The sequence below is a fragment of the Serratia sp. Je.1.23.a genome (genome assembly GCF_051129805.1).
Taxonomy (GTDB): domain Bacteria; phylum Pseudomonadota; class Gammaproteobacteria; order Enterobacterales; family Enterobacteriaceae; genus Serratia; species Serratia liquefaciens.
The window spans coordinates 84,168-97,859 of the sequence record NZ_JBCPSR010000005.1; the positions used below are offsets into that span (position 1 = coordinate 84,168).

Here is a 13,692-nt window from a genome sequence, read left to right on the forward strand (position 1 = left end):
GCTTCGGTCGGGCGCAGCATCATCCAAAGTACGCTTATCGGCGATAGGCCTCCGCCAGATTTACCGACGCTCTCCGCTCCGCCTCCCTAAGCCAGGCAACCGCTTCTGCTCCGGTGATCTCTGCGCGCCCGAGCGCCGCCTGCTGAATACGCGCCAGCGCCTGAGCGGCACGTTGCCGGATGGCGGCCATATCCTGTCCCACCAGTTCGCCATGCCGCTTGCGAGTCTGGCCGTTGATGATCACCGTATCTACATCGGCGGCATGGGACTGCAACACGCTGCTCGCCCTTGGGAAAGAAGAAGGCACCATCGCCCGCTGATGTTTAAGCATAATCACATCGGCCTGTTTTCCCGGTGTCAGCGAACCAATACTTGTCTCCATTCCCAGCGCAGCCGCGCTGCCGTGGGTCGCCCAACGCAACGCATCCCCCACCGAGAGAGAAAGTTCAGAAACCACTTCACCACGGATATGGTGCTGATGGTTATCCAGGCAGCGCTGGGTTTGCAGCCCCAGCCGCATCTGCGAAAACAGATCCCCAGACCCCACGCAGACAATGTCAGTGCTGATCGCCGGGGCTATCCCGTGATCCAGACAGGCTCTGATGGGAGGAAAGCCCATGCCCATTTGCATTTCAGTTTCGGGGGCAATGCTGACTTTAGCGCCGGTTTTAGCCAACAGCCGCCATTCGGGATCGGTCAGACCGGAACAGTGAATATGCAGGTGACCGGGCTGCAGCAATTGATGATCGTCCAGCTCCTGTAACCCTTTCAATAACCGGCTATTCGGCAGTGCGCCGGTATGAGAAGCAATCAGGATATCCTGCTGCTGCGCCATGCGGATCTCCGCCGCTGTCTGCGTAAAGGGCACGGTGCCGAAATCGCTGAGCAAGGTCCCCATGCGCAACAAACCCTGATCGTCGCTAAAATAACGCTCGCGCAATTCAGCGGCAAAATTGACGCGTTCTTGATGGCTGGAAAAACCGGCGGGCTGAAAATCATAAACCTGAAATCCATAGGAATACACGCCACGGATACCGGATTGTTGCAGTGATTCGATCGCCGCGACGGCATGATCCGGGCTATTCACACAGTCACAGCAGTCGAGGATGGTTGTGACCCCGCTGTCTATGGCCTCGAGCGCCCCCACCAGGGTGGCAGCGGACAAATCCTCGGCGGTCACCAAGGCCCCCAGCCCATAAAACGTATTTGCCAGAAATTCCGGCAACGACATATCGCCGGAGATCCCCCGAAACAACGACATCCATGTGTGGCGATGACTGTCGATCATACCCGGCAACACGATCGCACCACGCGCATCGATCACCTCGGCATCCAGATGACTAAACGCTTTTGCGTTTTCCGCCAGCGCTGCGATCCGGCCATTTTCAATCAGCAGCGCCCCCTGGGGCAATTCCCCATACTCTGCATCCATGGTGATAATATGACCGCCAGTGATGACCTTACGATCGACCTGCATGCTCATGTTTTACCTCCTGATTACCCACTGGAAAACAGGCGTGCACAATGTCGGTGGTTTAATCACGGCAGACAGGCCGAACGACATAAATACGGCTACGCACATTCTTATGAATCTGCTCATCATTAGGAGCGCTGTTGCTACGGCGGGATGTTGCCTAGCCAATAAATGACCGAATTTCCATCACCACTTTGTCCGGCGATTCCAGGGTGGGGAAATGACTCGCCCCCGTAATTTTTACCGGATTGAACCAGCGGTGGCGTTGGGCAAACTCGCGCTGTAACTGGTCATACTCTGCGCTATGCGGTTGTGAATAGAGGTGCATTACCGGACGCTCAGGGGTGAGCTGTTCCAGGCGTTGCAGGGGAGAGCCAAATTGCCCATAGGCCAACTCGATTTCCCGACAAGAACGGATCCACATCTCCTGATCGAATCCGGCCATTTCCTGTTGGACATGGTTGATCACATCCTGGTTATCCGTATGGGCTACCCATTCCGCAAACAGGGCATCTCGCGCCTGTTGCCAGCTTTCCGGCCGCTGGCTCTGCTGTAAATTCTGCAGCAGATCGGTAAAAGCTCCGGTCATCAACCAGTCCACCACGATGGTTTTCGGTACCCGCAACGGGCCCAGTTGCTGGCTTAAAGCGATGTTGGCCCAGCCGCCATGGGATGTAGAGAGCGGAATCAAGCGCTCAACATCCAGCCGGTCAAGAAACAGAACCAGATCGGCCGTGAGATCATCCATACCAAAATCGCCGTCATAACTGCGTGCGGCATTGTGCCCGCGCCAATCAATATTAAGTACGCGATAGTGTTGCGCCAGCAGCGGTATTAGGTGTTTAAAAAGCCGGTGATCCTGGCACCAACCGGAAAGCAACAGCAGGGTGGTGTCCCCGCTGCCGCTGTCCTGGTAGTCGAATGAATTGCTGCCCAGCGTTATCGTTTTCATGCTCATGCTTGTTCCCTCATCATGCAGAAAGTGGGATGCAGGGGTGAATGGCGATCCGGCCAGATTTGGCCGTTTCCCACAAGAACTGTAGTAGATGCTTATGCTCTGCCAGCCGGCGAGGAAAATTGTGTGGCGGTTCAAGCGGGAAATCGCTCATCTCCCCCCTCCTGTTTGTGATGGTACGGTAAGGCAATGATTTGACTATATGGCGTTTTTATAGGCGGTGAGTAATGAATAGTCACAACACGGGTATGCCGAAATGGAATAGCAAGAGGGGATTTTGAGAAGGGTATGATTGACAAACAGATCAGAAAAAGAGGGTAAGTACCCGCCCAGGCTAAAGTGTTGCCTATCAGCCTGGGACATACTGAGACTTACCCCTTTAGCGAGTTACAACCGTTCGCCGTTGGTGGCGATCACCCGCTGGTACCAGCCAAAGCTCTGCTTCTTCTTACGTGCCAGATTGTTGTCGTGATCGACATACACAAAGCCGTACTGTTTCTGATAGCCGTTGAGCCAGGAGAGCAGATCGATAAACGACCACGGGTAATAACCACGAACATCCGCGCCCTGCTCGATCGCCGCGCCGATCGCCTGGATATGATCGCGTAGATAATCAATACGTGGTTGATCGCGCACCTCACCTTCGACGATCGGATCCTTGGCTCCCAGCCCGTTCTCGGTAATGTAGATTGGGATATTGCCGTAGCGTTTGACGATACGGCCAATGGCATCGGTCAACCCCTGCGGATAGACCTCCCAGTCCCAGTCAGTGTAGACGCCGTTCGGATTGCGAACCTGTTTAAACAACCCCTTGAAGCCCAGCTCGCGCCCGCTGCCCTTATGCCCGCTGGTGTTGATGGTATAACCGTCCACGTCATCGTTGTGCGCGACCATTTCACGCTTGTAGTAATTCAGGCCGATAAAATCGACGATATTCTCTTTCAGCAATGCCTCATCGCCCGGCGCGAAATGCGGCACGCCAAAGGCCTGCTGCGCCATCGCCAGCAGCTCTGACGGGTATTCGCCCTTCAGCACCGGATCGTACAGCCAGTGGGTGAAGATCCCTTCGGCGATCTCGCAGGCTCGGCGATCCTGCGGCGAATCGCTGATCGGATCGTTCGGTTGCAGCACGTTGACGAAGCCGATCTGGCCGTTGATCTTCATTTCACGGAAGCTTTTTACCGCTCGGGCGTTGGCCAGGAACACATGATGACACGCCTGAATGCCCTTTTTCGGATCGGTCAGTTTGGGTGGGTGCGCCCCGGTGAAATAGCCCATGCCGATAAACACGATGGTTTCATTGAACGTGGACCAGAGTTCGACCCGGTCGCCAAACCGCGAGTAACACAGACGCGCATATTCATCAAAAGCATCGACGATCTCTCGTGATTCCCAACCACCAAACGCGTCCTGCAACGCCTGCGGCAGATCCCAGTGGTACAGGGTGATCATCGGTTTGATATTGTGCTTGAGCAGTTCGTCGATCAGATCGCTGTAGAATTGGATCCCGGCCTCGTTCACTTCTCCTCGACCTTGTGGCAGCAGCCGTGGCCAGGAGATCGAGAATCGGTAGGTCTGCATACCCAGCTCGGCCATCAGCGCCACATCTTCACGGAAGCGATGATAGTGATCGACCGCCACGTCGCCGTTAGTCCCCTGATAGGTGGTGCCTGGCAGGTGAGAGAACAGGTCCCAGTTGGACAGGCCTTTGCCGTCGGCATCATAGCCGCCCTCGACCTGATAAGACGCGGTCGCGGCACCCCAGAGAAAGTCTTTCGGAAATACGCTCATTGGTTTTTCACCCCGTTTTGCTCCAGTAATCGGTAAATTCTCACCAGTTCCTCCACCAGATCGCGCGCCAGCATGGCATTCATGATGTGGTCCTGCGCGTGCACCATAATCAGGTTGACCGGCAACTTGCCCTCCCCCTCGTCAAAACCGATCAGCTCGGTCTGGGTGGCGTGGGCGCGCTTCGCCGCCAGTTGCGATTCCGCCAGCAGAATATCCACCTGGTCCCATTGGTACTTACGCGCCGCATACAGCGCCTGCATGGCGCAGCTGCGCGCCTCTCCGGCGTTGATGATCAGCTCCATTACCGCCGTTTCCATGTCCATCATTCGGTGACTCCTTGTGTCTGTTCAATCTGCTCCGCTTCGCTCACTTCCTGATCCAGCAGCTGTTGCTCATAGACTTTGAAGAATGGGTAGTAGATCAACGCCGAAACCGCCGCCAGCAGCAGCACCAACAGCGCGGCGCGGAAATCCCAACCGGTAGCCCAGGCGGCACCAATCGGCGCCGGAGCGGTCCAGGGCACCACCGAGATCACCCGCCCGATCAGATCCAGCTTCACCGCCGCGTAGGCGATGATCGAATTGACGATCGGCGCGGTAATAAACGGAATAAAGAAGGTAGGGTTCATCACGATCGGCGTGCCGAAGATCACCGGTTCGTTGATGTTGAAACAACTCGGCACCAGGCTCAGCTTGCCGATCGAACGCAGGTGCGCCGAACGGCTGCGCAGATAAAGCAGCACCAGCCCAAAGGTGGCGCCGGATCCGCCGATGACGATAAAGAAGGTCCAGAAGGCCTCCATAAAGATGTGCGGCATCGGTTGGTTGGCGGCCAGCGCGTCTTGGTTAATCCCCAGGTTGGTGAGCCAGAAGGCCTGCAGCATGCCGGAAACGATCACCGCGCCGTGGATACCCGCAAACCACAGCAAATGGCCGATCAGCACCGCCAGCAAGATCGCCGGCAGCGAATCCGCAGCGGAGATCAAAGGCTGGAACAGCGCCATGATCGCCTGCGGCAACAGCAGGTTGAACTGGTGCTGTACCAGCAGGCTCAGCGGATACAGGGTGATCACCACCGCCAGGATCGGGATCAGCAGATCAAACGACTGCTTGATCTTGGCCGGCACCTGTTCCGGCAGCGAGATGCCGATATTGTGCGCCTTAAGGAAGCGGATCAGTTCGGTGGTGTATATCGCCACCAAAATGGCGGTGAAGATCCCCACGCCGCCCAGTGCGGCGGTCGGCAGCATTTTTTCGCTTTGCGGTGCGGCCACCAGCAAGAAAGACATCAATGCCAGCATCGCCGCCATAAAGGGATCGAGCTTATAACTCTGCGCCAGGTTGTAGGCAATGGCGGCGGTGATATAGATGGACATAATGCCCATCGTCATATTAAACGGGGTGAGAATAGCGACCTGATGTTTTTCCGCCGCCCCCAGCCACCATTGGGCAATGCCCCAACTGCTGTCGGCGGAAAAGGGCGGATAGGCAAACACCAGCAAGAATGAACCGACGATCATAAAGGGCATCGCGGAAATAAAACCGTCGCGGATCGCCATAATATGTCGCTGAGTCGATAATCTCCCGGCAATCGGGCTGATGCGGTTTTCGATAAAATTGAATGCGGCCTGGCTGATACTCATGGTTCAACCCTCGGGAGGTGCTGAGTCAATGGTCACAGGATGGGAAAACCGGCGGAAACGGCCTGATGCCGGCGGCCCGGTGGGATCAGTGTTGTGCGATCATCTGTAAGGCTTCGGCGAGAATTTTATCGCCGCGCATCATGCCGTAATCCATGCTGTTTATTACCGCTATCGGCTTATTTTCCCTGTCGGCAATCTTTTTAAAATCGGCGAACTTATATTTCACCTGCGGCCCAAGCAGGCAACATTGGTAATTCGCCAATGTGGATTCAAATTCCTCCAGGCCGACGGCGATAATATCAACCTCAATCCCCTGCTGTTCGGCAGACTTTTTCATTTTATTCACCACCATGCTGGTCGACATTCCTGCGGCGCAGCATAAGAATATTTTTTTCATCCGTTCTCCTGGAGGCATAGGTACAAATGATTCAGTTGAAGAATGAGTATGGTTTCAAAAACGAGAAAACCGCAACCGGTTTCAGTAACCGGTTGCAGAGTTTGAATGGGTTCTGTGAAGGAGATCCGAATTTTAATTTTCGGGCTTAAAACGCGGAATAACTGAGCAACATCGTCTGGCTAAACCGCTGCCCTTTAGCCAGGCGGCGCAGCCCGCCCAGGTCAGCCATGTTATGCCCGTTGGCCGCGTGGGACATGGGTTCCAGACAGAAAAAGTCGAATTGATAACCTGGATCGAACGCCGGATCCGAGACGAACAGAAAATAAACCGGACAAGTCGGCTGAGTGTTCATTCGTAACCGAGCTCCCTGCTCCGGCCACTGGATCTCCGCCTCGCCGTTCCAGCCGCTAAAGCCGTTGTTCACCCAATGACGCGGCAATGGCCCCGGCTGGTTGAAATCCATTTCTTCGCTCAGCGCCTCCTGCTCGCCCGCCAGCCAGTCTTCGGCCTCCCGCCAATAGGCCGCGGCGGATGCCTGTACCCGGGTATGCGCGGTTAACGGAAAGTACGGATGCCAGCCCAGCCCATAGGGCATCGGCTTTTCACCGGTGTGCTCTACCGCCAGTTCGATGCTGAGTTGGTGCTGATGCAGGGTAAAGTATTGCTCTACCTGATAACGATAAGGGCCATTCTCATGCTGATAGCGCAAGTGAAGGACTTCGTCGCCTTGCTCAACACATTGCCATTCCTGCAGCCAGCCGTCACCATGCAGATAATGCCGATCCCAGTCGGTATTGGCGCTGAGCCGGTAGTCTTGCTGCTCGAAGCTGAAGCGGTTTTGATTGACCCGATTGCCGAAGGGGACCAGAGGAAAACATCCCGATTGCAGCGCTGGCGTAGCGTCACTCACTACCGCAGGCCGCAGCAGAGGGAGCTCTCCCTCCGGTGTGTAAGCGGTGAATTTCAGCACGCTGCCGCCCAACGAGGAAACCACCAGCGAGACGCAGCCGTTATCCAAACTAAACAGTGCCATAGTGCCCCCTGGCGTTAATCGGCGAAGTTAATCACCACCTTGCCACACTGCCCGGAAGCCATCAGCGCATAAGCATCGGCAGCCTGTTCAAGGGCAAAGCGGTGGGTAATCGCGTGATGCGGATGCATTTTCCAGTCGTGCAGGTCGGTACAACATTTTTCCATATGGTGCAGGCTGGTGACCCAGGAGCCGATAATTCGTCGTTGGTGATGCATCAGGTCTGCACTGACCTCAAATTCCACCTTGCCGGTTTCACCGATGTAGATAACCCTTCCCCAGTCCGAGGAGGCCTGCAGCGCCAGCAGCCGTCCTTTAGCGTTACCGGAACAGTCGAGGGTGACGTTGGCGCCGCCCGCGGTCAATTCGCGAATGCGCTCTGTCACCCCCTCGCCGGTCAGAAAACCGTGATCCATCAGCCCCAACCGCTTCGCGGTCGCCAGACGTTCCGGTATGACATCTACGCCAATCACCGTTTTCGCCCCGCGCCCCTTCGCCAGCATCATCGCCATCATGCCAACCGGGCCCAACCCTACGACCAGCACGTGATCGCTGCCGGACACCTCGCCGCGCACAATGCCTTCATAGGCCGTGCCGACGCCACAGGAAATAAAAGCGCCGTCTTCGTAGCTGAGCGAATCCGGCAGATGGATCAGATCCTTTTCCTCCGCCAACAGGTAGTCGGCGTGGCCGCCATCCCGTTGCCAGCCATAGGCAGCCTTGCCAACGCCGGTACAGGAAATCGGATAGCCCCGGCGACAGTTGCTGCAAAAGCCGCAGCCGGAAATGTGGTACACCAGCACGCGGTCACTCTCGCGAAAGTGCCGGCAACCGGCCCCTAACGCGACAATCTGCCCACAAGGTTCGTGACCGTTAATAAATCCCCGGTACAAGGGCTGATCCGGTGCGGCAGCCGTGCCACGGTGCTGATGATAAATATAATGAATATCGCTGCCGCAAATACCGGACGACTTCATTTTAATTAATACCTGGCCAATACCCGGTTGCGGAATATCCACCTCGCGCAGCTCTGCCGTGGAATTTCCGGGTAAATAAGCCGCCAACATTTTTCCCATAATATTTTCCTTCCAGATTTAATGCGTTATTTTTAGTGGCATATGAGGCTATTGCTTATTGTTCTTCTGCATCACGATAATATTGGCCAGCACCGCCAGTACGATAATCACCCCTCTGACCACCTGTTGGAAAAAGGAGTTAATCCCCAGCAAGACCAGACCATTGCCAATCAGGGTGATCACCAGCACGCCGAGCAGAGTGCCGAGCATCGAACCGCGCCCGCCGGACAAGGCTGTCCCCCCGACCACCACGGCGGCAATCACGTCAAACTCCAGGCCACTGGCCGCACCAGCATTACCGGAGCCCAGGCGCGCCGCCAGCAGAATACCGGTGACGGCCGCCAACAGGCCGGCCAGGGTAAACAGCAGGATACGAATGCGTTTGACGTTAATGCCGCACAGCTGGGCGGCGCTGGCGTTGCCGCCAATGGCGTACACCGAGCGGCCAAAGGCGGTTTTCTTGCTGATAAACTGAAAAACCACGAACAGGATCAGCATAATCACCGCCGAAACCGGCAGGCCCAGTACCTGCCCACCGAGCCAGTCCAGCACGTCATTTTCGTCGATCGGCACCGGCAAGGCGTTGGTCATAAACAATCCCATCCCGCGCAGGGCGCTCCAAAGCCCCAATGTGGCGACAAAGCTGGGCACGTTAAACCAGCCTCGCAACACCCCGGCGACCGAGCCCAACGCCGCCCCCAAACACAAGGCCAGGATCAACGCGAACGGCAGCGGGATCGCGTACTGCATCAAATAAGCCAGGATCACCGAGATAAACGCCACCATCGGGCCTACGCTAACGTCGATTTCCCCAGAAATAATAATCAGCGTCATGGCCCAGGCGGCAATGCCGATGGTGGCGGCATCGCGTAAGATATTCATTTGGTTATTCAGCGAAATAAACCCGGTGGCATAAATAGAAAATACCAGGTAAAGCACGACAATAATTGCCAGCAGGCCCAGTTCATTGGCGTGCTTCGATAATTTTCGGGTTCGGGTTATTTTTACTTCCGGTACCAATGTGGACATTGTATTACCTCCGGTGCCTTCGAATGCGGGCAGAATTATTGGATCATCAGCACTTCAGACATCAGCTGTTCAACATCCACGGGCGAGATAAACTCCTTCACTATCGTGCCTTGCTGCAACAACAAGATCCGGTCGCAGACCTGGGGTAATTCCTCCACTTCGCTCGATACGAAAATGATACTTTTTCCCTCTGCCGCCAGCTCACGCGCAATACGGTAAATTTGGTTTTTCGCTTCGACATCCACGCCGCGCGTCGGCTCATCCAGCAACAGGATCCGGCTTCTGGCGTAAACCCAACGGCCGATCACCACCTTCTGCTGGTTACCGCCGGAAAGCGTCATGATCGGCGTGCCGGTTTCTGCGGTTTTCACCCGCATCCGGCTGACGATCGCCGAGGTTGCCTGTTTGATCTTCGGCCAATTCAGCACGCCAAAGCGGCTGACGGAGCGGCTGTCTGTCATCACGGTATTTTCATCCACGCCCAGCAACGGCATGATGCCCTCCGCCTTTCGGTTTTCCGGCGTGTAGGCCATACCGCGCTGGAGCATCTGGGCGTAATTCGGGCAGATCAGCGCTTCACCGTCGAGGATCAGCTCGCCTTCGACGAACGGCGTCAGACCAACGATGGCTTTCAGCAATTCACTGCGGCCTGCGCCCAACAACCCGGCAATACCCAGTACTTCGCCACGCCGCAGCTCGAAACTCACCTGATGCAATTTGGGCGGCAGCGATAATTGTTTAACTTCAAAAACCTTGTCCCCGCCCTTCGGGGCCGTGACGGTTTGCGTATGGTGGTCCTGATGGCCCAGCATCAGGTCGACAATTTGCTGGGTGGAGGTGTTGTCCAGCGCCACGTCACCCGCCACGCGGCCGTCGCGCATGATGGTGCAGGACGATGCCAGCCGGCGGATCTCGTTCATTCGGTGGCTGACATACACCACTGCAATCCCGGCGGCGGAAAGGCGCATCACTGCCGCCGCGACCAGATCGGCCTCGGCGTTGGCCAACGAACTGGTTGGCTCGTCGAGGATCACCACTTTGGGATCCCCCTGACAGGCCCGGGCGATCTCCACCAGTTGCTGCTGCGCCGGGCTGAGATCGCGAACCCATTGTTGAGGATCGATGTCCACCCCGAGCAGCGCCAACGCGTGCCGGGCCTGCGCCAGCATGCCTGGTGCGTCAATCACGCCGGCGCGCTGCGGCCAGGCCCCCAAACACAGGTTTTCCGCCACGCTCATGTCCTGAACCAGGCTTAACTCCTGATAGACGGCCCGCACGCCAAGCTCACCGGCCCGGCGCGTCAACAGCGCATCTGGCCCCTCCAGCAGTCGATCGCCGATAAACACCTGCCCGGCGTCCGGCCGCTCACTGCCGGTCAACATGCGGATCAAGGTGGACTTGCCCGCGCCGTTTTTTCCCAGCAGAGCGCGCACCTCGCCACGCCGCAGCGTGAAATTCACATCTTGCAGCGCCACCACTCCCGGGTAACGTTTATGCCCCGATTGAATGCGGGCCACGACCGGTTGCTGCGCCAATTCGTTTAAGGCTCTGTCACTCATGCAAGCCACCGACATTAAGAGCCTATCCCAGTAGGCGTCATTGTTGCAGGCAGTTTGGACAAGGACAGCGCGGAAGAACCGGAGCGTACACAGAGTACGTGAGGATTCTGAGCACTGCCCAGGGCCAAACTGACAAATAAAATAGCCTAATGGAATAAGCTCTAAGGTAAGCCGTCTTTGTGAGTCACTAGCCAATCAGTAGCGCTCTGCGACGAGGCGTAGAGATCGATCGGCACCTGCACCACCTTTTGGCCGACCGGCCGCTGGTTGATGGCGTTCATCGCCTGAGTAAAGACCAACACCCCCATTTTCTTGCCCGAGATATCCACCACCGCCTGCAGTACCTGACGGTTCACCAGTTCCTGCGCGATTTCGGTGGTCATGTCCGAGCCGAATACCACCGTTTGGCCGACCTTGTTCTGGTTGCGCACGGCTTTAACCGCCCCGAGCGTAGCGCCGCCGGATTCGCCGAAAATGGCATCGACTTTCCCGGAGGAAATCAGCAGTTTCTCGCCGACCGATATCGCCTTGTCCAGCACGGTGCCTTCCTGATTAGCGACGATTTTCATGCCCGGTACTTTCGCTTTTAACGCCTCTTCAAATCCTTTACGCCGTTGCACGCAAACTTCGAAGGCTTCGCAATTAATAACGGCGATCGCAGGCTCGGTTATTTTCTTTTCAATGAAGTAGTCGGCGGCGGTATTACCCAGTTTTTTGCCAAACTCGTAGGGATCGCCGACCAAATAGGCATAAACATATTTATCTACGCCTTTCTCATTAATGCAGGTGTTGTAACAAATCACCGGAATGCTGGCTTCATTGGCACGCTTGATAGCCCGCACGCTGCCATTCACCGAAACGGCGGAAAGCACGATGGCATTCACGTCGCGCGCAATCATGGTATCGATAAACGAACTTTCTTTAGAAACATCCCCCTGCGCATTAGTTTCTATGATTTCAATTTTCCCTTTGTCCTTGGCGGCGCCATCTTGCACACCCCAGCGGACCCCGGCGTAATACCCCTGGGTATCGAGATAAATAGCGCCGATGGCGGTTTTGTCATTTTTAGCCTGTGCGCCTGCACTGAAAATAATCAGGCCCCCGGTAATGGCTAACAGCACGTGTTTTATTTTTTTTAGCAACATCGTTATTCTCCAGTTAATGTTCATTAACCTCTTGCTGCCTATTTTTATTATCCCGCCTGAAGGCTTTACCGCTGTTCGCCCTCAGGCGGAGCACAGACTCATTACACTAAATGATCAAACTGATTACTTACCGCCACAGGATCACGCATTAAACTAAACAGGGTTAAGTAAACTTTTTCTCCCTGGCGCGATCCGTGCCTGCTGCACTGAGCTGTTCTTCCAGTGCTTCCAGAGTAATGCCTTTGGTTTCCGGCACTCTGGCGTAAATGAACCCCGCACCGGCCAGGCAAATGACGCCATACAACAGGAAACTGCCCGCTGCGCCCAATGCGGCATTCAGCAACGGGAAGCTATAGGTCAGGACAAAACAGGCCACCCACAGCGCAAAGGTACCGGCGGCCATGGCCGCTCCGCGAATGCGATTGGGGAAGATTTCAGACAGCAGTACCCAGGTAACGGGGGCAAGCGTGACGGCATAGATAGCGATGGCGACCAACACCAGTAACAACACCGGCAGCCCCAGCAAACCATAGGCGTAAGCCGCCGCCATCAGCAGGTAGATCACCGTTAATCCACAGGCACCTATCAGCATCAGCCGGCGTCGGCCAATGCGATCCACCAGCGGTAAAGCCAGCAAGGTGAAGATCAGGTTGATCAGCCCGGTGGCGACGATCGACTTCAACGTATCGTTAATATCGAACCCTGCCGACGCGAAGATCTCCTGCGCATAGTTAAAGATCACGTTGATACCGCACCACTGCTGAAATATCGCCAGCACAATGCCTATCACCAACACCGGTCGTACATCGCTGCGCAGCAGCGCACTGAGCGGCACCTTGCCGCTGTCCTTGTCCAGCGTTTGACGGATCTCCTTTAGCGTTTGCTGCGCATAGCTTTCATTGCCGATGCGTCGCAAGACCTTCTGCGCCTGCTCGTGGCGGCCGACCTTCGCCAGCCAGCGTGGCGATTCCGGCACTGCCAGCATCAGTAGCAGGAAGGCCAGCGCCGGTACCAGTTCGGCGCCAAACATATAACGCCAGCCAACCTGTCCGTTCCAGCTGGCCAACAACTCCGCCTGACCGGCATTGGCCGCCACCGGATCGGCGATCAGCAGGTTGATCAACTGCGCTGCCAATACCCCGATCACAATGGTCAATTGGTTCACCGCAACGAAGCGACCCCGCTGTGCCGCCGGGCTGATTTCGGCGATATACACCGGCGACAGCGCCGAAGCCAGGCCAATGCCAACCCCGCCGACAATGCGGTAAATGATAAAGGCGTCAAAACTGGTGGCCACGGCGGTGCCCCAGGCCGAGATCACGAAGGTCAAGGCGGCAATCGCCAGCGGCAGCTTGCGGCCAAAACGATCCGACAGCAGGCCCGAGATCACCGCGCCGAAAATACAGCCCACCAGCGCCGAACTCATCGCCCAGCCTGACTGGGCGGGATCGGTGATGCCAAAATAGGCCTCGTAGAAAGGCTTGGCCCCGCCTATGACCACCCAGTCGTAGCCGAATAACAGGCCACCGCAAGCGGCGACCAGGCAGATAGTCCAGACATAGGGCATGTTCAGTTTATTCGTCACATTGGTCCC

12 protein-coding genes are annotated in these 13,692 nt (G+C 56.3%); all 12 read right to left on the minus strand.

The features are described 5' to 3' along the window. Nucleotides 1-34: 34 nt before the first annotated feature. On the minus strand, nucleotides 35-1,483 hold the full coding sequence (locus AAZT04_RS17775; RefSeq protein ID WP_434681171.1) for an amidohydrolase family protein: 1,449 nt from the start codon (nucleotides 1,481-1,483) through the stop codon (nucleotides 35-37). 151 nt (nucleotides 1,484-1,634) lie between these two features. Beyond that, nucleotides 1,635-2,432 carry an alpha/beta fold hydrolase gene (locus AAZT04_RS17780; protein ID WP_434681173.1) on the minus strand — a complete coding sequence of 266 codons (798 nt, stop codon included), beginning with the start codon at nucleotides 2,430-2,432 and terminating at the stop codon, nucleotides 1,635-1,637. Between the two features lie 384 nt (nucleotides 2,433-2,816). Then, complete coding sequence (locus AAZT04_RS17785; RefSeq protein ID WP_434681175.1) at nucleotides 2,817-4,220, minus strand: GH1 family beta-glucosidase; 1,404 nt, start codon at nucleotides 4,218-4,220, stop codon at nucleotides 2,817-2,819. After that, the gene (locus AAZT04_RS17790) at nucleotides 4,217-4,546 is read right to left on the minus strand and encodes a PTS lactose/cellobiose transporter subunit IIA (RefSeq protein WP_020828661.1); all 330 of its coding nucleotides are present in this window, start codon (nucleotides 4,544-4,546) and stop codon (nucleotides 4,217-4,219) included. Before AAZT04_RS17790 ends, AAZT04_RS17785 begins: the two co-directional genes overlap by 4 nt. Next, a complete protein-coding gene (locus AAZT04_RS17795; protein ID WP_020828662.1) occupies nucleotides 4,543-5,862 on the minus strand; it encodes a PTS sugar transporter subunit IIC in 1,320 nt (439 codons plus the stop codon). Before AAZT04_RS17795 ends, AAZT04_RS17790 begins: the two co-directional genes overlap by 4 nt. An 85-nt stretch (nucleotides 5,863-5,947) precedes the next feature. After that, nucleotides 5,948-6,259 (minus strand): PTS sugar transporter subunit IIB, encoded by a 312-nt coding sequence (locus AAZT04_RS17800; RefSeq protein ID WP_020828663.1) that lies wholly within the window; start codon nucleotides 6,257-6,259, stop codon nucleotides 5,948-5,950. 145 nt (nucleotides 6,260-6,404) lie between these two features. After that, entirely contained in the window at nucleotides 6,405-7,292 is an 888-nt protein-coding gene (locus AAZT04_RS17805) for an aldose 1-epimerase (protein WP_434681178.1), read from the minus strand. Nucleotides 7,293-7,306: 14 nt separating this feature from the next. Further along, nucleotides 7,307-8,365: a zinc-dependent alcohol dehydrogenase family protein gene (locus AAZT04_RS17810; RefSeq protein WP_020828666.1), complete on the minus strand. Its 1,059-nt coding sequence runs from the start codon at nucleotides 8,363-8,365 to the stop codon at nucleotides 7,307-7,309. 48 nt (nucleotides 8,366-8,413) lie between these two features. After that, nucleotides 8,414-9,394: an ABC transporter permease gene (locus tag AAZT04_RS17815; RefSeq protein WP_048759801.1), complete on the minus strand. Its 981-nt coding sequence runs from the start codon at nucleotides 9,392-9,394 to the stop codon at nucleotides 8,414-8,416. Between the two features lie 35 nt (nucleotides 9,395-9,429). Beyond that, the gene (locus AAZT04_RS17820) at nucleotides 9,430-10,953 is read right to left on the minus strand and encodes a sugar ABC transporter ATP-binding protein (protein WP_234529743.1); all 1,524 of its coding nucleotides are present in this window, start codon (nucleotides 10,951-10,953) and stop codon (nucleotides 9,430-9,432) included. Nucleotides 10,954-11,114: 161 nt separating this feature from the next. After that, nucleotides 11,115-12,098, minus strand: coding sequence for a substrate-binding domain-containing protein (locus AAZT04_RS17825; RefSeq protein ID WP_129941662.1), 984 nt, complete (start codon nucleotides 12,096-12,098; stop codon nucleotides 11,115-11,117). Between the two features lie 163 nt (nucleotides 12,099-12,261). Continuing rightward, nucleotides 12,262-13,683 carry a sugar porter family MFS transporter gene (locus AAZT04_RS17830; protein WP_020828670.1) on the minus strand — a complete coding sequence of 474 codons (1,422 nt, stop codon included), beginning with the start codon at nucleotides 13,681-13,683 and terminating at the stop codon, nucleotides 12,262-12,264. Between the last annotated feature and the right edge of the window lie 9 nt (nucleotides 13,684-13,692).

Coding starts and splice junctions, on each gene's coding strand:
- AAZT04_RS17775 (WP_434681171.1), bottom strand. CDS start 1,483: ATGAGCATGCAGGTCGATCGTAAGGTCATCACTGGCGGTCATATTATC.
- AAZT04_RS17780 (WP_434681173.1), bottom strand. CDS start 2,432: ATGAGCATGAAAACGATAACGCTGGGCAGCAATTCATTCGACTACCAG.
- AAZT04_RS17785 (WP_434681175.1), bottom strand. CDS start 4,220: ATGAGCGTATTTCCGAAAGACTTTCTCTGGGGTGCCGCGACCGCGTCT.
- AAZT04_RS17790 (WP_020828661.1), bottom strand. CDS start 4,546: ATGATGGACATGGAAACGGCGGTAATGGAGCTGATCATCAACGCCGGA.
- AAZT04_RS17795 (WP_020828662.1), bottom strand. CDS start 5,862: ATGAGTATCAGCCAGGCCGCATTCAATTTTATCGAAAACCGCATCAGC.
- AAZT04_RS17800 (WP_020828663.1), bottom strand. CDS start 6,259: ATGAAAAAAATATTCTTATGCTGCGCCGCAGGAATGTCGACCAGCATG.
- AAZT04_RS17805 (WP_434681178.1), bottom strand. CDS start 7,292: ATGGCACTGTTTAGTTTGGATAACGGCTGCGTCTCGCTGGTGGTTTCC.
- AAZT04_RS17810 (WP_020828666.1), bottom strand. CDS start 8,365: ATGGGAAAAATGTTGGCGGCTTATTTACCCGGAAATTCCACGGCAGAG.
- AAZT04_RS17815 (WP_048759801.1), bottom strand. CDS start 9,394: ATGTCCACATTGGTACCGGAAGTAAAAATAACCCGAACCCGAAAATTA.
- AAZT04_RS17820 (WP_234529743.1), bottom strand. CDS start 10,953: ATGAGTGACAGAGCCTTAAACGAATTGGCGCAGCAACCGGTCGTGGCC.
- AAZT04_RS17825 (WP_129941662.1), bottom strand. CDS start 12,098: ATGTTGCTAAAAAAAATAAAACACGTGCTGTTAGCCATTACCGGGGGC.